Raw genomic sequence first — 21,894 nt, forward strand, 5'->3', positions numbered from 1 at the left:
TGAATATTAGCCCTGTTGACCGCGGGTGTTCTTTTTGCTAACACGCCATGCGGACACGTGCGATTACTACGACACTCCAAAACCACAGTCTGTTCGCTTTACAACATGCAAACATGCGTTCGATAATAGGAGGCATGGAATATCGACAGACAGATGGCAAAACTCGGCGCGTACACAAGCAGTATGTGGACGTCGTGGCTCGCATCCTCGCGGGCGGACAAGTCGTGCCGGTCACCGTCTGCTGGGTCGACGGACGTTGTTTTACAATCGATGAAATTATCTCGACCACCGGGTTTGGCCTGATGGTCCACGGCATCCGTACGGCGACCTATAAGGTGCGTTTTGGCGGGCACGCGACCGAGTTGTATCTGGAGGACCAGACGCGCGAGCGGGCGGACGGCTCGCAGGCACACGTGATGCGTTGGTGGGTCTGGGCCTTTGATCGCACGCTCGAGGGCGAGCGCCGTAGGTAAGGACGTACGGCATTCGGGTACAATGACAGGAATCTTGTCATCTGCTGCGCCGTCTTTCACGGCGCTTTGTGAAAGGACGAAGTATGAACGATATCCAGGGCTATCAGAACGGCCCCGTCGAGAGCGGCGCAAGCCGCGCCAAGGAGATGTCGCCGCGCGCGTACAATCTTACCATGTCTGCCCTCATCTTCTTGGGCTTTTGCGCCATGGGCGCCGGCGCCTACTTTACGAGCACCATGTCGTTTGCGCGCATGATGATGAGCGGCGCCGCCTTGCCGCTGGTCTTTGGCTCGTTTATTTTGACCATCGTCGGCATGGTTATGATGTCGGCCGCCGCCAGCAAGCAGTCCGTGGGCCTGTCCCTTGTGGGCTACGTAATCTTTGCGAGTACCTTTGGCCTGACCGCGTCGTTTGGCCTTGCCAACTATGACCTGCCCACCATCAACACCGCTTTTATCGCCACGGCCGCCATCACCTTTGTCTTTGGCGCCTTGGGCGTGACCTTCCCCAAGTTTTTCCAGCGTGTGTATGGCATCGGTTTTGGTATTCTGCTCGCCACTATTCTGGTTGAGATCGTGCTGATGTTCATGGGAGTCTCGCAGACCATCACCGATCTGATCGTGATCGTGGTGTTCGCCGGCTTCATCGGCTACGACACCTATGTGGCAACGACGGTGCCGTCCACGCTGCCCAACGCCGTGCTCATGGCGTCCAATCTGTTCGTGGACATTATCAACGTGTTCCTGCGCATCCTGAACATCCTCGGCCGTCGCGACTAGTGGCGAATTGCGGCGGTGCTTGCCGTGCGTGTAAATCGATGCGAAAGGCGGTCCTTCGGGGCCGTCTTTTTTGTACGCGGCGGGGTATCATGGATGGGAAAAGCCGATAGCGGCAGAGACCGAGAAAGGTGACCACGTATGGCAGACGTCGACAACAGGAACCGTAACCGCAGGTCCAACCGAGCGGGTCAGCCCAATCCCAAGCGCGAGGCCCGTGCCAAGACCGCCGAGCGTCACGTGTCAACTGTGTCCGAAGCGTGCGCCAAGGATATCGAGCGTTCGCTTGCCGGCGTGTGCGAGTTCGATGGTATGCCTGCCGGTTTTGTCGCGGCGATGAAGGCCAAGGCCCAAGCGGCCGACGCTGTCGAGGAACAGGTTGCCGAGGAGTCTGAGGCCGCCGAGGCCGAGACCGCTGAGGTTGCGTCCGCCGAGACCGAGGTTACGGCCGAGCCTGCACCCGCAGAGGAGGCCACGGAGACCGAGTCCGCGCCTGCCGCCGAGGAGCCCGCTCCGGTCCTGCCCGAGGTCACCGTGCTCGACGCCTCTGCCACGCAGACCATTCTGGATAACGGCCGAGGCTACGCGCAATTCTGCGACATGGCCGTGCTCGCCTTTGCCTCGTTCACCAACCCGGGCGGCGGCTACATCCAGGGCTATCTGGGTCAGGAGGCCACGCTCTGTGCCGATTCGTACCTGTACAACGTGCTCGATAAACAGCGCAAATGGTACGGCGAGAACCGTCGCCGCAACATCAACTGCGAGCTTTACCGCAACCGTGCGCTGGTGGTGCCTGCGGTGCGCTTCGACCGCAACCACGTGCATGCGTATGCCGACGTGATCGTGGCCGCCGCACCCAACGCCAAGCGCGCTCGCCAGGAGTATCGCGTGGGTGACGATGCCCTGCTGGACGCCCTGCGCGATCGCATCCGCTTTGTGCTTGCCATCTGCGACGAGCTGGGTCGCGAGAAGCTCGTGCTGGGCGCTTGGGGCTGCGACAACAACGGCTTTGACGCCGAGGCCGTGGCCGAGCTCTTCCGCAAGGAGCTCGCATCGGGCGACTTTAAGGTCAAGCAGGTCTTTTTTGCCGTGCCCTCTACGCGCTGGGACGAGGACTTCGCTAAGTTCGAGCACGTGCTGGCAAACTTCCCCGAGCGCAACGAGGAGTCCTATGCCCAGGTTGCCGCTCGCGCTGCGGCTGCCCGCGCCGCCGAGCAGGCCCAGGCTGCCGCCGAGGACGATGAAGACGATGACGATTGGCGCAAGTACCTGTAATCGGTATGTGCTGACAGATAGGTCGATTCGGCGGGAGAGACTGCTCCCGCCGACTTTTTACTAGAGGAAGGGCTTACGATGAAAAACGTTCTGTGCTTTGGCGACAGCAATACCTACGGCTATGATCCGGCGGGCATGCGCGACGGCACCGCGGTACGCTATGCGCACGATGTGCGCTGGTGCGGCGTGGCCCAGCGCGACCTGGGCGAGGGCTGGCACGTGATTGAGGAAGGCCTCAACGGCCGCACGACGGTGCGTGACGACATGTGCCATCTGGACACTAATCTCAACGGCATCCGCGCGTTGCCGATGCTGCTCGAGACTCATAAGCCGTTGGATGCGATCGTGATTATGCTGGGCACCAACGACTGCAAGACGGTCTTTAGCGTGGGGGCTGCCGATATCGCTGACGGTGCCATGGCGCTGATTCGCACCGTCCGCGCGTTTCCCTGGACCGAAGCCGCGCCCTGCCCGCGTATTCTGCTGATGGCGCCTATCAAGATTAAACCGCAGATCGCCGATGTGTACATGACCGACTTTGACGAGCGCTCCGTCGAGGCCTCGGAGCATTTTGCCGAGTACTATGCGTATGCTGCTAAACAGTTTGGCTGCGACTTTTTGAATGCCGCTGATTTTGCCGAGCCGGGCGATATCGACTATCTGCATATGATGCCCGAAAGCCATGAGAGCCTGGGTCACGCCGTGGCAGCCAAGCTCCAAGAGATGCTCGGAGAGTAGCGCGACCCCAAGCCACCGCAAAGGGGGCGGGCGCCTTTGCGGTGGCTTGGGCTGCGAATCTTAATACTGCCACATGTGGTTGACAGGGCCGGAGCCTTTGCCCATGTTTAGGCCGGCGGCCAGAGCGCCTGTCAGGTATGCCTTGCCCGCGTTGACGGCATCGGCAAGATGCATGCCCTGGGCCAGCGCGCAGGCGATGGCGGACGAGAGCGTACATCCGGTGCCGTGCGTGTTGTCGGTCTCGATGCGCTTGTGGCGGAACCACGTGGTGAGTGGATCTCCCAGATGGTTGCCCTCATCATCGAGTGGCGCGGGTTCGGCCAGTACATCGTTGGCCTCGTTGACAAGATGCCCACCCTTAACGAGGGATGCGCAACCAAAGCGGCGGGTGAGGAGCATGGCAGCATTTTGCTGCGTGCGCTCGGAGTCGACCTCGTAGTCGAGCAGGGCCATGGCCTCGGGAATATTGGGCGTGATAACCGTCGCCAGCGGGAACAGGCGGCGGGTGAGCGCCTCGGCGGCATCTTCGGCAATCAGCCGCGCGCCCGAGGTGGCCACCATGACGGGGTCGACGACGATATTTTGTGCGTCCCAGGCGCTCAAGCGGTCGGCGATAACCTCGATAATCTCGGCAGAGGAAACCATGCCGATTTTGACGGCGCTGGGTCGAATATCGTCAAAAACGGCATCGATCTGCGCCGCGACAATATCCGGGGAGATGTTCTGCACGGCGGTGACACCCAAGGTGTTCTGTGCGGTGATAGCAGTGATGGCCGTCTCGGCATACAGGCGGTGCGCCGTGATGGTCTTGATGTCGGCCTGAATGCCGGCGCCACCGCTGGAGTCGGATCCTGCGATGGATAGAACGGCAGGTACCTTACTGCGATCCATGTTCGCTCCCTTGTTCGGTCGGAATCAAATGGGTCTTTAAGCCAGCATTATAAAGATGCCCGGGCCGACTCTATGCCGAACCCGGGCGGGCGATGCAATCTTTACGCAAATGTAAGCAAATGTTCACACGTCAACAATTGACAGGCGCCAGCTCGTCGCCAGAAGCGGCCGCAGCGACAGGGCTAGTCCTCCATGCCGAGGTCGATCGTGGTGCCCTCGAAGATCTTGTTGACGGTGCGGACGGCGCACATCTTGCCACACATGGTGCAAGTGCCCTCGGTGGCGGCGGGGGACTCCTCGTAGCGCTTCTTGCCCGTAACCGGGTCGAGTGCGCACTTCCACATGGCGTCCCAGTCGAGCTTGCGGCGTGCCTGGCCCATCTTGTCGTCCATGTCGCGGGCGTGGGGCACCTTTTTGGCGATGTCGGCGGCGTGTGCGGCGATCTTGGTGGCCATGAGGCCGTCGAGCACATCCTGGGCGTTAGGCAGGCATAGGTGCTCGGCCGGTGTCACGTAGCACAGGAAGTCGGCACCGGAGCTGGCGGAGATGGCGCCGCCGATGGCAGCGGTGATGTGGTCGTAGCCCACGCCGATATCGGTCACCAGCGGCCCGAGCACATAGAACGGGGCGTTGTGGCACAGGCGCTTCTGCAGTTTCATGTTGGCGGCGATCTCGTCGAGCGCCATGTGACCCGGGCCCTCGACCATGACCTGTACGCCGGCGGCCCAAGCACGCTTGCATAGCTTGCCCAGCTCGATCATCTCGGCGGTCTCGGTGGCGTCGTTGGAGTCGTAGAGGCAGCCCGGGCGGCAGGAGTCGCCGAGCGAGATGGTCACGTCGTACTCGTGGCAAATCTCGAGCAACTCATCGTAGAACTCATAGAAGGGGTTCTCGTTGCCGGTGACCTCCATCCAGCCAAACAGCAGCGAGCCGCCGCGGCTCACGATGTTCATGAGGCGGCCGGTCTCCTTAAAGGTCTTGGTGACCGACTTGTTGATGCCGCAGTGAATGGTCATAAAGTCCACGCCGTCCTCGGCATGCGCGCGCACGACTTCGAACAGGTCGTCCTTGGTAAGCTTGACCAGCGGCTTTTCCATGTAGCCGATGGCGTCGTACATGGGGACGGTGCCTACCATGAGCGGCGTCTCGTCGATGAGCTGCTGGCGGAACTGGCGCGTCTTGCCCGAGTTGGAAAGGTCCATGATGGCGTCGGCGCCAAAGTCCTCGGCGATCTTGACCTTCTTCCATTCCTCGGCGGCATCGGCCTTGTCGCCCGAGATACCCAGGTTCACGTTGACCTTGGTGGACAGGCCCTCACCGACGCCAAAGGCGCGCATGCCCTTTTTGATGTGCACGATGTTGGCGGGAATGGCGATGCGGCCGTCGGCCACGCGCTCGCGGATGTACTCGGGGTCGCGATGCTCGCGTTCGGCGACTTCCTTCATCTGCGGCGTGATCTGCCCGGCACGGGCGAAGTCGATTTGCGTGACGAGCTTGGGCTCGGTCTGTGTGCTCATTGGCACGGCTCCCTTCGTTGGCATTACCCATATCAGGTTTGCGGGTCAGGGCGGGCGCGCCCAGTCTCAGCCTGCCGTCTTGTCCTGCAAGCTCCCCGTTTATGTAATGGGCTCAAGTATAGCTCGAATGGGTACGATTGGCCTAACGAGCGTGCCTGTGGGGAGGCGTACATGGAAGACAAGCATCTATATCGAGAGACGCAATGGGATGTATCGGCCGAGGAAAGCCGTGCGCACCATGGGTTGGTCGCGATTGGTTTTGCGGTGCTTGCCGTACTGGTGATTGCCTTTTGTATTTGGACGTTCGGCGGTCCTGGCGGCGCCACCTGGGGGTTTGAAGCCGACGAGGGCCTGCCGATTATGACCATGAAAGATTCTGGTGGCAACACGGTTGCCGCACCGGGCGACTATTGGTATCCGTGCGACGAGTTTGTGCAGCTGCAGCTGAGCGGCGGGTCTATTCCGGGCGAAGAAATCGAACGCGTGACGTTTGATGCGACGCTCAAAACGCTGACGGTGAAGCTCAAAGATCAAGGGGACGTGCCCACGACCATGGACATTGCGCTGACGGAATGGCGCTTGGAGCCCCCGGCGGGCGCTGCGGTATCCGAGGTGGAGCACGTTAAGATTACCTACCAAGATGGCTCGACGAGCGAGATTACAAAGGCCGATGGCTTGGCGGAGTAACGGGGTGTTTGGAAACGGCGGGTCTATTGTGCCTGCGCGTTCATGAAAACCAGGGTGTTTTTGTCTGAAAGCTCGGGGATGTGTCGATAGCCGATGTTGAATGCGGTAAGTTCGCTTGCATCCTCGAGCTTGTTTTCTGCCATCCACCGCGCCATGGAGCCGCGCGCCTTTTTGCTGGCGGTCGACCGTTGGATGGGCTTCCCGTTGCGGATACCCTCGCCAAAGAGGCATGTGACGGCCGTGGCGTCGCCCGCGAGGTGGGGCAGAACGGCTTTGGCATACTCTACGCTGGCGAGGTTGACGATCGTGGTGTTTGAGCCTGCCGGGGCGATAGCCCGCGCGAGCTTGTCGCTCCAAAACGCGTAGAGGTCTCGGGCATCGTCAACGGCGAGCTTCGCGCCCATCTCCAGCCGATACGGTTCGACGGCATGAAAGGGACGAACGCACCCGTAGAGGCCGGAGAGGATCCACAGATGGTCTTGCAGCCATGCGAGCTGCGCGGAATCCATCACCTCGGGTGCCATGCTCTGGTATTGAATGCCGTGATAGGACATGACGGCAGGGGAGAGGTGGCGAGCGAGTGCGGGATTGTCGAGATCGCCGCTTTTCAGGATGGGCCCGAACTCATGCAGGGTGTTGAGGCAAGGCCCCAGCAGTTTGTCACTCACGTTCCACAGCGCCTGCAGGCCGCCGCTGCCTTCATTCCGCTCGATATCTAGCAGTGCGCGGTGGAGGCGAGCCGTCTCGCGCACAAAGGGTGGGATGCCCAGGACTTCAAAAGCATCTTGGGCCGCGCGCATCTGCTTGGCGGGCGAAATGATGACCTGCAGCATGAACTCTCCTCTGCCAAAAAAGAAATTGCGGTGGAATACGGTCTGTTTTGGCCGTTTATGGGCCAGTTTAGTCCGTATTTCACCGCAACTGATGAAGGGTTGGTTAGGCGCGCTCGATGAAGGCCTTGTAGCCGCGATAGGCCTCGTAGATGTCGGCCTTGTTGGCGACCTCCCACAGGGCGTGCATGGACAGGACGGCAACACCGGAATCGATGACGTTCATGCCGTACTTGGCCATGATGTAGGCGATGGTGCCGCCGCCGCCCGCGTTGACGCGGCCGAGCTCACAGGTCTGGAAGTCCACGCCGGCCTCGTCCATGATGTCGCGGACGAGGGCCACGTACTCGGCATCAGCGTCGTTGGAACCGCCCTTGCCGCGGCTGCCCGTGTACTTGTTAAAGCACAGGCCGCGACCCATAAAGGCGGCGTTTTTGGTCTCGAACTTGCCGGCATAGCCCGGGTCGAAGCCGGCGGACACGTCAGAGGAGAGCATACGGCTGCGGGCGAGCGCGCGGCGCAGGGCCAGCGGGCTGCCCTCGCCGGCGAGCGTCATGATCTCGGCGACGGTGTTCTCGAAGAAGCGACTTGTCATGCCGGTGGCACCCACGGAGCCAATCTCCTCCTTGTCGACGATGAGCGTGATGCTCGTGCGCTCGACATTGGCCACATTGATCTGGGCGAGCATGGACGGATAGGCGCAGACGCGGTCGTCGTGGCCATAGCCCAGAATCATGGAGCGGTCGAGACCCATGTCGCGGGCGGGGCCGGCGGGCACGACCTCGATCTCGGCGGAGAGGAAGTCCTCCTCCTCGACGTCGTACTGCTCCTTGAGGATGTCCAGGAACATCTGCTTGACGGGCTCCTTGGGGGCGTCCTTGTCGTCCTCATCGAACTTGACGGGACGGCCGCCCACGATCACGTCGAGGATCTCGGCGTCGACGGCGTCCTTGGCGGGCTTGGCCATCTGCTCGCTCGAGAGATGGATCAGCAGGTCGGAGATGGTAAAGACCGGGTCGTCGGCCTTGTCGCCGATATTAATGTCGACGGTGGTGCCGTCCTTTTTGCAGATGACGCCTACGAGCGCGAGCGGGGAGGCCACCCAGTGGTAGCTCTTGACGCCACCGTAGTAGTGCGTGTCGAGGTAGGCCATGTCGCCGGCCTCGAAGGCGGGGTTCTGCTTAAGGTCTAGGCGCGGCGAGTCCACGTGGGCGCCCAGGATGTTAAAGCCCTGCTCGAGCGGGGCGTTGCCCAGGTTGACGAGCATGAGGTCCTTGCCGTGATTGGCGGCGTACACCTTGTCGCCTGCCTTGAGCTCGCGGCCTTCGGCGATCACGGTCTCCAGGTCGACGTATCCCGCCTCCTCGGCCATCTTGATGCCGGTCTTGACGCACAGGCGCTCGGTCTTGTTCTCGCTCAAAAACTGCTTATAGCCGCGGCAAAGCTCCTCGAGCTCCTCGACTTGCTGTGGCGTGTACTTTTTCCATGCGCAGGGACGCTCCATGACGCAGGCTCCTTTCGGATCGATCGTGCTGGTTGATGTACCGTGAGCCATCGTATCACGCGCGGGCTCACGGTGGCGGGGGAGCTTGATGTGAGGTGGCCGCGGGGCGGGGAGCGTGTAAACTGGAGTGAGCAAACCGTGCCCAGCCCAAAGCGAGGTATTTAATATGTCTGACAAGCGCCGCACTTTTGCCGTTATCGACGGCAACTCGCTCATGCACCGCGCCTTTCACGCCGTGCCGCCGACCATGAACGCGCCGGACGGTCGCCCCACCAACGCGATCTTTGGCTTTCTGAACATGTTTCTTAAGATGATTGATGCCTTTAACCCCGACGGTGTGGTCGTGGCGTTTGACAAGGGTAAGCCGCGCGTGCGTATGGAGATGCTGCCGCAGTACAAGGCGCAGCGTCCGCCCATGGATCCCGACCTGCATGCGCAGTTTCCTATGATTAAGGAGCTGCTCGCCGCGCTCAACGTGCCGATTCTGCAGTCCGAGGGCTGGGAAGGCGACGATATCCTGGGAACCATGGCGCGCCTGGGCGAGCAGGCCGGCTGCGACATGCTACTGGTGACCGGCGACCGCGACATGTATCAACTCGTGACCGAGCACGTCAACGTGGTCTCGACCCGCAAGGGCCTGTCTGACGTGGCGATCATGACGCCCGAGAGCGTGGACGACCTGTATCACGGCATTACGCCGGCGCTCGTGCCCGATTTTTACGGTCTAAAGGGCGATACGTCCGACAACATCCCCGGTGTACCGGGCATCGGTCCCAAAAAGGCGAGTGCGCTCATTGCGAAGTACGGTAGCCTGGACGAAGTCATCGCGCATGCCGACGAGGTCAAGGGCAAGATGGGCGAGAACCTGCGTGCACACATCGATGACGCACTACTGAGCCGCAAGGTTGCGACAATTCGCACCGATGCGCCCGTCGAGCTCGACTTTGAGGCGACGTCCTTCCCGGCGTTTTCTGCCGATGAGGTTTCCGCGGCGCTGGGTACGCTTGGTATCACCGCCATGCAGAACCGTTTCTTGGCGCTGATCGGCGGCGAGGGCGGGGCTGCTGCCGCTGCTAGAACGTTTGAGATGCCCACGATTGAGCGCACCGCTGCCGGCGATGCCGAGGCGCTTGCTGCCGTGGCGTCCGAGGTTTCGCGTGCGATCGAGGCGGGCGAGTGGGTCGCCGCCGTGGTGGACGACGACAAGGAAGAGGGCGCGCTCTTTGGACTGACGCGCATGCTGTGGTTGGCGACGTCCAAGGGTCTGTTCGCGCTCGAGGAGGGCGACAGCTGTGCGGCGGCTGAGACTGAGGGCTTCAACTTCGCCCACGGCGTGATTGCCGGCGTGCTTGCGCGCCTGTTTGTGGCGGGCCGCGTGGCGAGCCCGGATATGAAAGCGCTGCTGCATGAGCTTTCGCCCATCGATTCTTCTGAGCCCGAGCTCATGGATCCGCTCGCTGCCGATTCCACGCGTATCTTCGATACCGTGGTCGCTGCCTATCTGCTGGATTCCGATCGCTCCGAGTTCGATGAGGCATATCTGGCCGATACCTATCTGCAGATGTCGCTGCCTGCGGCGCGCGGTGCAGAGGGTGCCGGCGAGGACGCTCCTGCACCCGCCGCTCGCACGGCGGCCTTGACGCTGGCGCTGGTCGCACCGCTGCGCGACCGCATGGCCCGCGAGAACGCCGCCAACGTGTTCGATGGCATCGAGATGCCACTCGTGCCGGTGCTTGCCAAGATGGAGCGCGCGGGCATGCTCGTGGATCCCGATCGGCTGCGCAGTCTGTCCGAGGGCCTGGCGACCCAGATCACCGAGGTCGAGCGAAGCATTCGCGACCTTGCCGGTGATGAGACCTTTAACATCGGCAGTCCCATGCAGCTGTCGCACGTGCTCTTTGATGTAATGGGGCTTCCGACCAAGGGTCTCAAAAAGACCAAGCGCGGCTATTATTCGACCAACGCCAAGGTGCTGAGCGACCTTGCGCGTGACCACGAAATCGTGCGTCTGATCTTGGACTGGCGTGAGAAGTCTAAGATCAAGTCCACCTATCTGGACACTCTGGGCCCGCTACGCCGTGGTGACGGTCGCGTACACACTACGTACAACCAGACCATCACGGCAACGGGACGTCTGTCCTCGAGCGACCCGAACCTGCAGAACATCCCGACGCGCTCGGAGCTGGGTCGTACCGTCAAGACGGCGTTTTCGGCAGGCGAGGGAAGCGTCTTTTTGGCGGTGGACTACTCGCAGATCGAGCTGCGTCTGCTGGCGCATCTCTCGGGTGACGAGCACTTGGTGCGCGCCTTTAACGAGGGCGAGGACTTCCACGCCGAGACGGCTGCGCGCGTGTTTGGCGTGCCGGTGTCCGAGGTGACGCCCGACCTGCGCAGCCGCGCCAAGGCCGTGAACTTTGGCATCGTGTACGGCCAGCAGGCCTACGGTCTGTCGCAGTCGCTGCATATCTCGATGGCCGAGGCGCGCGATATGATCGATCGCTACTACGAGGCCTACCCGGGTGTGCGTACGTTCCTCGACAACGTGGTGGCGCGCGCCAAGCAGACGGGCTACGCCGAGACCATGTACGGCCGCCGTCGTCATATTCCGGAGCTCAAGGCCAAAAACCCGCAGCTCCGCGGCTTTGGCGAGCGCACGGCCATGAACCACCCCATGCAGGGAACCGCCGCCGACATCATCAAGATCGCGATGGCCCGCGTAAGCCGCCGCCTGGAAGAAGAAGGCTTTGCCGCCCATATGATTCTGCAGGTGCACGACGAACTGGACTTTGAGTGCCCCACCGATGAAGTCGAGCGCCTGACCACCATGGTCCGCGACGTCATGGAACACGTAGTAGACCTCCGCGTACCGTTGATCGCCGAAGCCAGCACCGGCATAACCTGGGCCGATGCCAAATAAAGACGTACTAACAACCCCAAAGTAGCCAAAAGCAGAAGGGGGCTCCTTGCCAACAAGGAGCCCCCTTCATTCCGAAAAATCAGCCAAGTATCTAGACGCCAAGACGCCATCTTGGCGGCAGGTAAGTAAACCTAGGGCCTGGCCGGGCGGCACGGGTTAACTTTTCGTAGATTCCGCACGCAAAGAAAGCCACTTAATGTGGCTTTCGTCTTGCGCAGGACCTGACCGAGCGAAAAGTTAACCCGTGCCGCCCGGCCAGGCCCGATGGGACGGTTACCGAGCCGCCAGGATGGCGTCGATGAGCGTCAGTACGCCCCCGTCGTTGTTGCTCGGAATGCGCCACTTGGCGTGCGCGTTCATGTGCTCCTCGGCATTGTCTACGATAAAGCTGTGACCGACGCGCTCCAGCATGGGGATGTCGTTGTACGTATCGCCCACGGCGGCGGCGTCGGCAATATCGATGCCCAAGTGCTCGCACAGGTGCGCGACGCCGGCGCCCTTGTCGACGCCCAGGTTCATAAAGTCGATCCACTCGCGTCCGGCGTTGGTGACGTAGAGCTTGTCCGAGAACTCGGGGCTATAGGTCTCGCGAAACGCGGGCTCGGCGTCGTAGCCGGGGAAGAAGACCGAAATCTTGTTGGACTCGAAATCAATGCCATCAAAGCTGTCGACGTAGTTGATTGTGTTGTAGTAGACGCTGATCTCGTCTTGGTATTGATGGTCGCGGGCAAGCACGTAGAACTCGTCGAAGCAGCAAAGGACGGGGACAGCGCGCGGATCCTCCGAGGCACGGCTCAAGACCTGCTGATACAGCTCCACGTCAATATTGCTCTTATAGATATAGCTGCCGCGATAGATCACGCACGCTCCGTTGTCGGGACAAAAGGCGAGGCGGTTTTTGATGCCCTCGAACATCTCCTCGAGCTTGGGGGCGGGACGTCCGCTGGCGGGGCAGAATACGATGCCGGCGTCGGCGAGCTTGTCTAGGCGCTCATCAAGACCCTGGGGCAGCACGCGCTCGTCGGTCAGCAGCGTCTTGTCCATGTCGACGGCGAGAATCTTAATGTTTCCGATATTGGCGTCCGATTCGTAAGTTTGCATAAAAGCGAGCCTTTCGTTTCGAGATTGTTTCAGACGTTATAACCATCAATTCGTAGTCGGGCGTATTTTCGCAGGAACGGAGCGTATTTGCACCACGCTTCACAAAGTAATGAAAAAACTTTTCAGAAATTTGAATTTGTCGCTTGTGCTGCGGGCACTTTAGCGTAATATAGCGACCATCGAAAACGGAGACGGAAAAACAACCGCTTACCGAGGAAAAGGTACCGTTTGCGATATTTGAATTGCGCCCGGCGATAGGTGAAAGGAGAGGCAGATGCAGTTCGTAAAGATCATCACCACTGCAGACAATGCCATCCGACGCCAGCGCGCAATTTCCCGACGACGACAACAATCGTCTCTGTCCGCATGGGGCGCAATGCCTCAACAGAGTCATTTTGAGGTCGTTGGGTTTTAAGCACGACATAGCCGCATGTTTCTAGGGCATGCCTGTGATGCATTCTGCTGAATAACCTGATATTGCACGGTTTTTGACCTCAAGGTGACTTGCAACTGACCGATGTTCTAACTAGCTACCAAGGGCGAAAGGAAACAGCCATGAGCAAGGAAAAAGTCGTTCTCGCATATTCCGGTGGTCTTGATACATCCGTATGTGTCAAGTGGCTCCAGGACGAGAAGAATCTCGATGTCGTTTGTGTCTGCGGCAACGTGGGCCAGGAAGAGACCGGACTGGATGCCAAGAAGCAGAAGGCACTCGACCTGGGCGTTCTCGATTGCCAGGTGCTCGACCTGCGCGACGAGTTCTCTGATGAGTTCCTGACTAAGGCCATCGCCGCAAACTCCATGTACGAGAACAAGTATCCGCTGCTCTCGGCTCTTTCTCGCCCGCTGCTCGCCAAGAAGCTCGTCGAGGTCGCTCACGAGTTTGGCGCGACCTACGTCGCCCACGGCTGCACCGGCAAGGGTAACGACCAGGTCCGTTTTGAGGCCGCCGTCAAGGCCCTCGACCCCGAGCTCAAGGTTATCGCCCCGGTGCGCGAGTGGGATCTGAAGTGCCGTCCCGACGAGGTTGCCTATGCCCACGCTCACAACGTGCCGGTTCCCGAGGGTGCCAACGACAACCCCTACTCCATCGACGACAACCTGTGGGGTCGTGCCATTGAGTGCGGTCACCTGGAGGATCCCTGGAACGAGCCGCTCGACGACGCTTGGGTTATGACCAAGAACCCCGAGGACACGCCGGACACCCCGACCTACACCGAGATTGAGTTTGAGGCCGGCAAGCCCGTCGCCGTCGACGGCAAGAAGATGAAGCTCTCCGAGATCGTCATCGCCCTCAACAAGATCTCCGGCGACAATGGCTTTGGCCGTCTCGATCTGGTCGAGGATCGCCTGGTGGGCCTTAAGAGCCGCGAGTGCTACGAGGTTCCCGGCGCCCTGACGCTCATCACCGCCCACAAGGCGCTCGAGGACATCTGCGTCGAGGGCGACCTGCTCAAGACCAAGATTAAGCTCGAGCAGGATTGGGCCACCGCCGTGTACAACGGCCAGTGGTACAGCCCGCTCAAAAACGCGCTCGACGCCTTTATGGCTGACACCCAGAAGTTCGTGACCGGCACTGTCCGTCTGAAGTTCTTTAAGGGCAACTGCCATGTCGTCGGCCGCAAGAGCCCTTTCAGCCTCTACGACTACGGTCTGGCTACCTACGACCGCGACACCACGTTTGACGAGAAGGCCAGCGCCGGCTTTATCGAGATCGATACGCTGTCGCTCAAGACGTGGGCAAAGGTCCAGGGCCCCAGCTCTGCGGCCGCCCAGGCCTAGCGCCTCCTTCCCTTGGTATCCGCGCGGCCCATCCGCGTGATACATAACGGGCGCACGGGGTCCCTACCTTTCGTTATGCTTGCTGACACTTCTTAACATCGGTGGCCCCTACGTTCCGCCCGCATATATGATGCCGCGTCTGCGGCTGAGTCCGAGCCCCGCCGGGGTTGTCCGGCGGGGCTCCTTCTATCAATTTGGCGGCTCTGTGCCTATATATATGAGGAGTATCCATTATGTTCAATGCTATCGCGCATGCTTTGCTTGCCCTCGCGCCCGAGTTCGATGCTGCAAGGGTCGAGGACGTTCCTATGAGCCTGAAGGCCTGGATCGATGGTTCGCAGGGCAACATCCGGAGGGAGACGTTGGGCGCCAAGTGCATGGTGCGTCACTTCTTTGCAAATTAGCCACATGGCCCCGCGCGCGGCAGGGAGTGTGTAAAACTAGCGGTTGATAAATCGCTTTAGCGACAGGGCACATTGCTTTGGACGCTTGTTTTGGTATTTGGAGAAAGGAGACGGTTCCATGGCTCTTTGGGGCGGTCGTTTTGAGGCGGGCGTGGCCGAGGTCACGCAGGAGTTTGGCGCGTCGCTGCCGGTCGACAAACATCTCTATAAGCAGGATATCGCCGGCTCTAAGGCGCATGCCAAAATGCTGGCGGCCCAGGGCATCATCAGTGCCGAGGACGAGCAGGCGATTGCCAAGGGCCTGACCGGAATCGAACAGGATATCGATGCCGGCAACTTCACCTTCGATATCAACGACGAGGACATTCATATGTCCATCGAGAGCGAGCTGACGCGTCGCATCGGCGAGGCTGGCAAGCGCTTGCATACCGGACGTTCGCGCAACGACCAGGTGGCGACCGACACACGCCTGGGCGTCAAGGCGCTGGCCAAGGAGCTCATGGAGGCCAATCTAGAGCTGCGCCATGTGCTGGTGGATGCGGCTAAGAAGTACGACAAGGTGATTTTGCCGGGCTACACACACATGCAGCACGCTCAGCCCGTGCTGCTGTCGCATCATCTGCTGGCGTATTCCTGGATGTTCGCGCGCGACTTTACGCGCCTGAAGGCCGCCTTTGATGCCGCCGACAACTGCCCGCTGGGTGCTGCCGCGCTTGCCGGTACGAGCTATCCGCTCGATCGCCAGATGACGGCTGCCGAACTTGGTTTTGCGGGCGTGATTCCCAACTCGCTCGATGCGGTTTCCGACCGTGATTTCCTGCTCGATCTGCATTACGCCGGATCCGTCATGGCGATGCACCTGTCGCGTCTTTCCGAGGAGATCGTGCTGTGGTCGAGCTCCGAATTTGGCTTTATCACGCTTTCTGATTCCTACTCCACCGGCTCGTCTATCATGCCGCAGAAGAAGAATCCCGACTTTGCCGAGCTTATTCGCGGCAAGAGCGGCCGTGTGTATGGCAGCCTGGTGCAGCTGCTCGTGACCATGAAGGGCCTGCCGCTTGCTTATAACAAGGATTTGCAGGAGGACAAGGAGGGCGCGCTTGATACCGCTCATACGCTCATGCAGTGCCTGTCGGTTATGGCCGGTATGATTTCGACTTGGACCGTCAACGAGGATGCCATGGCGCGCGAGTGCGGCGTGGGTCACCTTGCCGCCACCGATGTTGCCGATTACCTGGCTAAGCGTGGTCTGCCGTTCCGCGAGGCACATGCCGTGGTGGGGCATCTGGTACTGATGTGTGAGAAGCGCGGCTGCAATCTTGAGGACCTGCCGTTTGAGGTGTTCCAGGAGGCAAGCCCGCTCTTTGAGCACGACATTACCGAGGCGCTCGACATCCCGTCGATTGTCGCCGCGCGCACGACCGAGGGCGGCACCGCCCCTGCCGCCGTTGCCGTGCAGCTGCAGCGTGCCGAGGCGCAGCTCGTGGCCGACGAGGGCGTGTTTGGATCGCTGACTAAGGTCGTCGAGATGGGCCACGGGGTAAAGTAGGGATTTGGCTGAAGCCGTTTTGGCCATGTATTGATAAATCGTTTTCACTTTACGGGCGCCTGCTGATGTGGGCGCCGTATTTTGTTGCTATGGGGGAGGGGCTTGTCGAGAACTTCTGTAGGACCTTTGGGCAGGTTGTGAAGGGGTTACGTTCGCGGGCGGCAACCGACCGCCTGCTCTGTTCGATGCGGTTGATGGGCGGTCGGATGGTACTCTAATCGGGCTTCGAAACAGAAGTGACACATATGGAGCGCTTTAATAAATTGCAACGTTTCAATAAACAGCTTTTTGTTTAACTGCAGCTAAAACTCTGTTACGATGCAGTCCAGGCGGGTGCCGGAATGGGACTTGGGCACGCGCGAACCTACTTGAAAGGCTACTTTTATGGCTATCGAGAAGACCTTCATCATGATTAAGCCCGACGCCGTGCGCGACCGCAAGATCGGCGAGATCGTTGCTCGCATTGAGCGCAGCGGCCTTGTCATCGAGCGCATGGAGATGACCACGCTCGAGCGCGCTACCGTCGAGGAGCACTACGCCCATCTGGCCGACAAGCCCTTCTTTGGCGGTCTCTGCGACTTTATGACGAGCGGTCCGGTCGTCAAGATGGTCGTTTCCGGTCTCTCCGCTGTTGCTAAGATGCGCACCCTCATGGGCGCTACCAACCCGCTTGACGCTGCCCCCGGCACCATCCGCGGCGACTTTGCCGTCGATGTCAACGCCAACGTGATCCACGGCTCCGACTGCCTGGAGAACGCCGAGATTGAGATCAAGCGCTTCTTTGGCTAAACCAGCTTTGACTCCTTAAAGCTGTTAGCGTGTGGCTTGGGCGCCGCGGAACTCCATCCGCGGCGCCCTTTTATTCCAAAATCTATGCAGGGGCCCGCTCGGACATGTGTTCCGAGCGGGCCCCTGCTGTTAGCTTGTGGCACTGAATAGTTTAGGCTTCGTCGACGATCTTAAGGGCGCGCGTGTGATCGATCTCGTTGAGGAGGTTAACGCGACGCTCGTGACGACCACCCTCAAACTCGGCGTCGAGCCACTCGTCGACGATCATCTTGGCGAGCTCGGAGCCCACGACGCGGGCGCCAAAAGCGAGCACGTTGGTATTGTTGTGCATGCGGGAGAGCTTGGCGCTGAAGGGCTCGGAGCACACGACGGCGCGCACGCCCTCTACCTTGTTAGCAGCCAGGCTAATCCCGACGCCGGTGCCGCAGATCAGGATGCCCAGGTCGACGTCGCCGTTGGCAACGGCCTTACCCACCTTGTAGCCGGCGATGGGGTAGTCAAAGCTCTCGGAGGTGTCGGTGCCAAAGTTCAAGACCTCGCAGCCGCGCTCCTTCAGGTGCTCGGAAATGATGTTCTTGAGCTCGACGGCGGCGTGGTCGTTACCGATACCAATCTTCATGAGTGGTTCCTCTCTGGTCCGTGCGGCGGAATTGCTAAAGGTTTTACCGCGTTCGACTGCATGATAGCGCGACTTTTGTGTAAACGCTTGGGCGTTTTTTGGTCAAACGCTTTAGCATGCAACAAGACCGTTTTCTCATGAATGAATGCCGTCAGTTTGCGCCTGAATGCCGTCTACCGGAACCTGGGTTGCGGTTTTTGATGCATTGTTATCAAATAAAAGAGCTAATTATTATTAAGAGCCCAGCCCGTTATGCAAGCAGGAGATACCTATGCCTATCGATTCCATCCGTGATGCCGCGTTTTGCGATGTTTTGAACCGCGAGCTTGTCTGCGCGCTCGGCTGTACCGAGCCTATTGCCGTTGCCTATGCAGCAGCGCTGGCGAGCCAGACGCTCGGTTGCGAGCCCGATCATATGGATGTTGCCTGCTCGGGCAACATCATCAAGAACGTCAAGAGCGTGACCGTGCCCAACTCGGGCGGTATGCACGGTATTGAGGCCGCAGCCGTGCTGGGTGCCGTGGGCGGCGACGCTAAGAGCGCGCTCGAGGTGCTCGAGAGCGTTGACGATGAAGACCGTGCACGCGTGGCCGAGCTCCTCGCCGACGCCGACTACTGCGATGTGTCGCTTGTCGAGGGCGTGCCCAACCTCTACATCAAGGTGACTGCGACGGCCGGGGGCCATACCGCGGTCGTCGAGATTACCGATCACCACACCAACGTCACGTGCCATACGCTCGACGGTATTCCGGTATGCGGCAAGTCAGCGGGGGAGTGTGCCGCATGCGCCGAGCGCGTGGTGGCCGAGCGGGCGGCGGATAAGGCCGACACGCCCATGTCGATTGAGTCCATCATCGACTTTATCGAGGACGGCGACATTGAGGAAGCCCGCGCTGCCGTTGAGCGTCAGATTGAGCTGAATGGCGCGATCAGTGCCGAGGGCCTCGCGCACGCTTGGGGCGCCGAGGTGGGTCGTACGCTGCTGGGTGCTCGTGCCGATGACGTCGCCTGCCGTGCCCGTGCCCGTGCGGCCGCCGGGTCCGACGCCCGCATGAACGGCTGCGCACTGCCGGTCGCCATTGTGTGCGGCTCGGGCAATCAGGGCATTACCTGCGCATTGCCCGTCATGGAGTATGCCGAGTACCTGCGCTGCGACCACGAGCGCCTGGTGCGCGCCGTGATGCTGTCCGATCTTATCGCCGTGCATATCAAGAGCTATATTGGCGCGCTCTCGGCGTTTTGCGGTGCTATTTGCGCCGCGTGCGGCGCCGGCGCTGCGATTACCTGGCTGTGCGGTGGCACGCGCGAGCAGATTGGCGCGACGGTCTCGAATACGCTTGGCAACGTGGGCGGCATCGTGTGCGACGGCGCCAAGGCAAGCTGTGCCGCCAAGATTTCCGCTGCCGTCGATGCGGCGATTCTGGGCCACAATATGGCCATGCAGGGCCGCGGCTTCCGTGCCGGCGAGGGTCTGATCCAGGATACCGTTGAACAGACGATCGCTAGTATGGGCTACGTAGGCCGCGTGGGCATGAAAGACACCGACATCGAGATCCTCAACATCATGATCGGTAAAACCCAGGTTTGTTAGTTACGCGGTTTTACCAAACCGCGTAACCGGTCGACGCTGCAAACGCCCCTAAGCGGCAATCTACCTTTCAATCGTCGGGCATGGCCAGAAGGCCTATGCCCTCCTCTTTCAAGGCACATTGCTCGCTTAGGGGCGTTTTCGCTGACTTATGCTCAACCTGTGGCGCTTTTTTGGAGCGAGGGAGGGGTCCTACGACAGTTCGTCGGCTATTTGGTGCTCGTAGAAGGCTTCGATTACGGCGTTAAAGTCGTGGGCGAAATCTTCCATGGTTCCGCGCCAGGTGGCGCGTCCCGGTTTTCCTTGGCCAACATAGGCAGTTTGAATACCGCAGGCGGGGCTGGGAAAGTCGCGCTTGGGGTCGTTGCCCACCATAAGGACCTCGTGTGGCTCGAGCCCCATCACCTGAAGCTGCTCTAGATAGTAGGTGGCATCGGGCTTGCATCGGGTGGCGTTTCCCATGTGCGTCACGAGTTCAAAGGGGGCGTCGGCCAGGTCGCCCCAGCCCATGCGGCACTCGATGGCCCCCTGGGGAAAGCTGGGGTTGGTAAAGAGCGCACAACGCAGTCCAGCGTCCTGTACGGCCTGGAGCGCGGCGTGTGCGCCCGGCATGGCGTGGGCGTTGATGAGTTCGTCATTCTTGTACGGAAGAACTGCGCGCTCGTAGTAGGTAAACGCCTCGTAGATGATGGGATCGGAGAGGCAGATGCCGCACCTGCGTTCGACCTCGGTGCGGTAAAACTCAAGATTGGTGCGGTTATCCGTGCCGCTGCGGCGATTGGCGTTGAGGTCGACCAGGATGGTGCCGAGGCGTGCCATCGTGCCACCGCGACTGCGGCGCCCGATATCCGCGAGCATCGAAGAGACATCCTTAAAATAGCGAAGGATGAACGCGTTAAGGTTGATGCTAAGAAGCGTTTCGTCCATATCGAAAACGACTGCTTTGAGCACGCGGGCACCTTTCTCGAAAAATCGATCTAGAATCGTTGGCTCCGGATACTTTACCCCAAAGCCGAATGCCTGGCTGGTTATCGTCAAGTTGCGGAGACGAGTGTTCATAAGATTACGAAAAAGTCTCCACACGAGTAAAAAATCGCAGTTCACGCTTGAAATCGAACTCATTTCCCCGTAACCTATACGAACGTGATTGCATAAGCGTCACATTAGTATCTGTCGGCTCCCGAGTGTTCCTAAACGTTGTGTGCTTGTCGCACCCTTCTGTAGGTCCTAGCAATCGGGGCCCCGTAGTTCGAAAGGGGTCCACCTTTGAGTGAGATTCAGAACTCGTCCATTTTCTCTCTTGACGATGTCAACGAGGAGGAGATGAACAACCTCATCGACGGTACGATTACCGACTTTGATGAGGGCGATCTCGTTAACGGCACTGTCGTTAAGATCGAGCATGACGAGGTGCTCGTTGACATCGGATTCAAGTCCGAGGGCGTTATCCCGGTCCGCGAGCTGTCCATCCGCAAGGACGCTAACCCTGCAGACATCGTTGCACTCGGTGATCCCATCGAGGCTCTGGTTCTCCAGAAGGAGGACAAGGACGGTCGTCTGGTCCTGTCCAAGAAGCGTGCCGAGTACGAGCGTGCTTGGAACCGCATCGAGGAGAAGTTCAACTCCGGCGAGAACGTCGAGGGCGAGGTTATCGAGGTTGTCAAGGGCGGCCTGATCCTCGACATCGGCCTGCGTGGCTTCCTGCCCGCTTCCCTCGTCGACCTCCGTCGCGTCAAGGACCTCACCTCCTACATGGGCACCCGCATCGAGGCTCGCGTCATCGAGATGGACCGCAACCGCAACAACGTCGTCCTCTCCCGTCGCGTCGTGCTCGAGGAGTCCCGTAAGGCCGAGCGCTCCGAGATCCTGTCCAAGCTCAAGTCTGGCATGCGTCTCCAGGGCACCGTTTCCTCCATCGTCGACTTCGGCGCCTTCGTCGACCTCGGCGGTATCGACGGCCTCATCCACATTTCCGAGCTCTCCTGGAACCACGTCAACCATCCTTCCGAGGTTGTCAAGGTCGGCCAGGAGGTCGAGGTCGAGGTTCTCGACGTCGACCTCAACCGCGAGCGTATCTCCCTTGGTCTCAAGCAGACCACCGAGGATCCGTGGCGCGCACTGGTCAAGAAGTACCCCGTCGGCGCTATCGTCGAGGGCACTGTGACCAAGCTTGTCCCGTTCGGCGCTTTCGTCGATCTGGGCGAGGGCATCGAGGGCCTGGTGCACATCTCCGAGATGGCCAACAAGCACGTCGACCAGCCTTCTCAGGTCACCCACGTGGGCGACAAGGTTCAGGTCAAGGTCATGGAGATCGACCTCGACCGTCGTCGTATCTCCCTGTCCATGAAGTCCGCTGCTGAGACTCTGGGTGTCGAGATCGAGGTTACCCCGCTTCCTTCCGAGAAGAAGGACGAGGAGACCGACGCCGAATAAATCGGTTTGACGATCACTTGT

19 protein-coding genes and 1 riboswitch are annotated in these 21,894 nt (G+C 60.2%); of the genes, 12 read left to right on the top strand and 7 right to left on the bottom strand.

The genetic code is table 11. The features are described from left to right. Positions 1-134 precede the first annotated feature (134 nt). The 4 genes from AAAX77_RS03800 to AAAX77_RS03815 all read left to right on the top strand — a co-directional run bounded on the left by AAAX77_RS03800 (position 135) and on the right by AAAX77_RS03815 (position 3,262). On the top strand, positions 135-473 hold the full coding sequence (locus AAAX77_RS03800; RefSeq protein ID WP_117746758.1) for a hypothetical protein: 339 nt from the start codon (positions 135-137) through the stop codon (positions 471-473). Between the two features lie 83 nt (positions 474-556). Then, on the top strand, positions 557-1,252 hold the full coding sequence (locus tag AAAX77_RS03805) for a Bax inhibitor-1 family protein (RefSeq protein WP_055309825.1): 696 nt from the start codon (positions 557-559) through the stop codon (positions 1,250-1,252). A 138-nt stretch (positions 1,253-1,390) separates the two neighbouring features. Beyond that, on the top strand, positions 1,391-2,524 hold the full coding sequence (locus AAAX77_RS03810; protein ID WP_349104838.1) for a TIGR02452 family protein: 1,134 nt from the start codon (positions 1,391-1,393) through the stop codon (positions 2,522-2,524). Positions 2,525-2,602: 78 nt separating this feature from the next. Continuing rightward, a complete protein-coding gene (locus AAAX77_RS03815; protein WP_260699160.1) occupies positions 2,603-3,262 on the top strand; it encodes an SGNH/GDSL hydrolase family protein in 660 nt (219 codons plus the stop codon). A gap of 60 nt (positions 3,263-3,322) precedes the next feature. Here AAAX77_RS03815 and thiD read toward each other — a convergent pair whose 3' ends face one another. Both thiD and thiC read right to left on the bottom strand, forming a co-directional pair. Further along, positions 3,323-4,153, bottom strand: coding sequence for a bifunctional hydroxymethylpyrimidine kinase/phosphomethylpyrimidine kinase (thiD, locus tag AAAX77_RS03820; RefSeq protein WP_349104839.1), 831 nt, complete (start codon positions 4,151-4,153; stop codon positions 3,323-3,325). A gap of 182 nt (positions 4,154-4,335) precedes the next feature. Then, positions 4,336-5,670, bottom strand: coding sequence for a phosphomethylpyrimidine synthase ThiC (gene thiC, locus AAAX77_RS03825; protein WP_117820371.1), 1,335 nt, complete (start codon positions 5,668-5,670; stop codon positions 4,336-4,338). After that, positions 5,663-5,778, bottom strand: a riboswitch (TPP riboswitch). Its footprint overlaps the gene before it by 8 nt. A gap of 63 nt (positions 5,779-5,841) precedes the next feature. Here thiC and AAAX77_RS03830 point away from each other — a divergent pair. Next, positions 5,842-6,357: a hypothetical protein gene (locus AAAX77_RS03830; RefSeq protein WP_349104841.1), complete on the top strand. Its 516-nt coding sequence runs from the start codon at positions 5,842-5,844 to the stop codon at positions 6,355-6,357. A 23-nt stretch (positions 6,358-6,380) separates the two neighbouring features. Here the strand turns inward: AAAX77_RS03830 and AAAX77_RS03835 are convergent, their stop codons facing one another. Further along, positions 6,381-7,190, bottom strand: a complete 810-nt coding sequence (locus AAAX77_RS03835) for a YaaA family protein (protein ID WP_161144724.1) — start codon at positions 7,188-7,190, stop codon at positions 6,381-6,383. Between the two features lie 103 nt (positions 7,191-7,293). Then, positions 7,294-8,691 (bottom strand): aminopeptidase, encoded by a 1,398-nt coding sequence (locus AAAX77_RS03840; protein ID WP_349104843.1) that lies wholly within the window; start codon positions 8,689-8,691, stop codon positions 7,294-7,296. 166 nt (positions 8,692-8,857) lie between these two features. On the opposite strand from AAAX77_RS03840, the gene polA reads away from it, so the two are divergent. After that, complete coding sequence (gene polA, locus AAAX77_RS03845; RefSeq protein WP_349104845.1) at positions 8,858-11,608, top strand: DNA polymerase I; 2,751 nt, start codon at positions 8,858-8,860, stop codon at positions 11,606-11,608. Between the two features lie 273 nt (positions 11,609-11,881). On the opposite strand, the gene AAAX77_RS03850 is transcribed toward polA, so the two are convergent. Further along, positions 11,882-12,709 carry an HAD family hydrolase gene (locus tag AAAX77_RS03850; protein ID WP_349104847.1) on the bottom strand — a complete coding sequence of 276 codons (828 nt, stop codon included), beginning with the start codon at positions 12,707-12,709 and terminating at the stop codon, positions 11,882-11,884. Positions 12,710-13,264: 555 nt separating this feature from the next. On the opposite strand from AAAX77_RS03850, the gene AAAX77_RS03855 reads away from it, so the two are divergent. From AAAX77_RS03855 to ndk, 4 genes are all read left to right on the top strand, one after another. After that, entirely contained in the window at positions 13,265-14,491 is a 1,227-nt protein-coding gene (locus AAAX77_RS03855; protein WP_035138001.1) for an argininosuccinate synthase, read from the top strand. Positions 14,492-14,724: 233 nt separating this feature from the next. Next, positions 14,725-14,895, top strand: coding sequence for a hypothetical protein (locus AAAX77_RS03860; RefSeq protein WP_349104849.1), 171 nt, complete (start codon positions 14,725-14,727; stop codon positions 14,893-14,895). Between the two features lie 118 nt (positions 14,896-15,013). Further along, positions 15,014-16,444: an argininosuccinate lyase gene (gene argH / locus AAAX77_RS03865; RefSeq protein WP_349104851.1), complete on the top strand. Its 1,431-nt coding sequence runs from the start codon at positions 15,014-15,016 to the stop codon at positions 16,442-16,444. A gap of 384 nt (positions 16,445-16,828) precedes the next feature. Continuing rightward, on the top strand, positions 16,829-17,233 hold the full coding sequence (ndk, locus tag AAAX77_RS03870; RefSeq protein ID WP_006234152.1) for a nucleoside-diphosphate kinase: 405 nt from the start codon (positions 16,829-16,831) through the stop codon (positions 17,231-17,233). A gap of 151 nt (positions 17,234-17,384) precedes the next feature. Here ndk and rpiB read toward each other — a convergent pair whose 3' ends face one another. Next, positions 17,385-17,852, bottom strand: a complete 468-nt coding sequence (gene rpiB, locus AAAX77_RS03875; RefSeq protein ID WP_349104853.1) for a ribose 5-phosphate isomerase B — start codon at positions 17,850-17,852, stop codon at positions 17,385-17,387. A gap of 271 nt (positions 17,853-18,123) precedes the next feature. Here rpiB and AAAX77_RS03880 point away from each other — a divergent pair, with 271 nt between their 5' ends. After that, positions 18,124-19,443 carry an L-serine ammonia-lyase, iron-sulfur-dependent, subunit alpha gene (locus tag AAAX77_RS03880; RefSeq protein ID WP_349104854.1) on the top strand — a complete coding sequence of 440 codons (1,320 nt, stop codon included), beginning with the start codon at positions 18,124-18,126 and terminating at the stop codon, positions 19,441-19,443. A gap of 189 nt (positions 19,444-19,632) precedes the next feature. Here AAAX77_RS03880 and AAAX77_RS03885 read toward each other — a convergent pair whose 3' ends face one another. Then, on the bottom strand, positions 19,633-20,391 hold the full coding sequence (locus AAAX77_RS03885; RefSeq protein WP_349104856.1) for an HAD family hydrolase: 759 nt from the start codon (positions 20,389-20,391) through the stop codon (positions 19,633-19,635). 315 nt (positions 20,392-20,706) lie between these two features. Between AAAX77_RS03885 and rpsA the strand changes: the two genes are divergently transcribed. Then, a complete protein-coding gene (gene rpsA, locus AAAX77_RS03890) occupies positions 20,707-21,873 on the top strand; it encodes a 30S ribosomal protein S1 (RefSeq protein WP_022095232.1) in 1,167 nt (388 codons plus the stop codon). The last annotated feature ends 21 nt before the right edge of the window (positions 21,874-21,894 follow it).

Origin of the sequence: Collinsella sp. CLA-ER-H6 (assembly GCF_040092305.1) — a bacterium.
Lineage (GTDB): Bacteria > Actinomycetota > Coriobacteriia > Coriobacteriales > Coriobacteriaceae > Collinsella.

Coding starts and splice junctions, on each gene's coding strand:
- AAAX77_RS03800 (WP_117746758.1), top strand. CDS start 135: ATGGAATATCGACAGACAGATGGCAAAACTCGGCGCGTACACAAGCAG.
- AAAX77_RS03805 (WP_055309825.1), top strand. CDS start 557: ATGAACGATATCCAGGGCTATCAGAACGGCCCCGTCGAGAGCGGCGCA.
- AAAX77_RS03810 (WP_349104838.1), top strand. CDS start 1,391: ATGGCAGACGTCGACAACAGGAACCGTAACCGCAGGTCCAACCGAGCG.
- AAAX77_RS03815 (WP_260699160.1), top strand. CDS start 2,603: ATGAAAAACGTTCTGTGCTTTGGCGACAGCAATACCTACGGCTATGAT.
- thiD (WP_349104839.1), bottom strand. CDS start 4,153: ATGGATCGCAGTAAGGTACCTGCCGTTCTATCCATCGCAGGATCCGAC.
- thiC (WP_117820371.1), bottom strand. CDS start 5,670: ATGAGCACACAGACCGAGCCCAAGCTCGTCACGCAAATCGACTTCGCC.
- AAAX77_RS03830 (WP_349104841.1), top strand. CDS start 5,842: ATGGAAGACAAGCATCTATATCGAGAGACGCAATGGGATGTATCGGCC.
- AAAX77_RS03835 (WP_161144724.1), bottom strand. CDS start 7,190: ATGCTGCAGGTCATCATTTCGCCCGCCAAGCAGATGCGCGCGGCCCAA.
- AAAX77_RS03840 (WP_349104843.1), bottom strand. CDS start 8,691: ATGGAGCGTCCCTGCGCATGGAAAAAGTACACGCCACAGCAAGTCGAG.
- polA (WP_349104845.1), top strand. CDS start 8,858: ATGTCTGACAAGCGCCGCACTTTTGCCGTTATCGACGGCAACTCGCTC.
- AAAX77_RS03850 (WP_349104847.1), bottom strand. CDS start 12,709: ATGCAAACTTACGAATCGGACGCCAATATCGGAAACATTAAGATTCTC.
- AAAX77_RS03855 (WP_035138001.1), top strand. CDS start 13,265: ATGAGCAAGGAAAAAGTCGTTCTCGCATATTCCGGTGGTCTTGATACA.
- AAAX77_RS03860 (WP_349104849.1), top strand. CDS start 14,725: ATGTTCAATGCTATCGCGCATGCTTTGCTTGCCCTCGCGCCCGAGTTC.
- argH (WP_349104851.1), top strand. CDS start 15,014: ATGGCTCTTTGGGGCGGTCGTTTTGAGGCGGGCGTGGCCGAGGTCACG.
- ndk (WP_006234152.1), top strand. CDS start 16,829: ATGGCTATCGAGAAGACCTTCATCATGATTAAGCCCGACGCCGTGCGC.
- rpiB (WP_349104853.1), bottom strand. CDS start 17,852: ATGAAGATTGGTATCGGTAACGACCACGCCGCCGTCGAGCTCAAGAAC.
- AAAX77_RS03880 (WP_349104854.1), top strand. CDS start 18,124: ATGCCTATCGATTCCATCCGTGATGCCGCGTTTTGCGATGTTTTGAAC.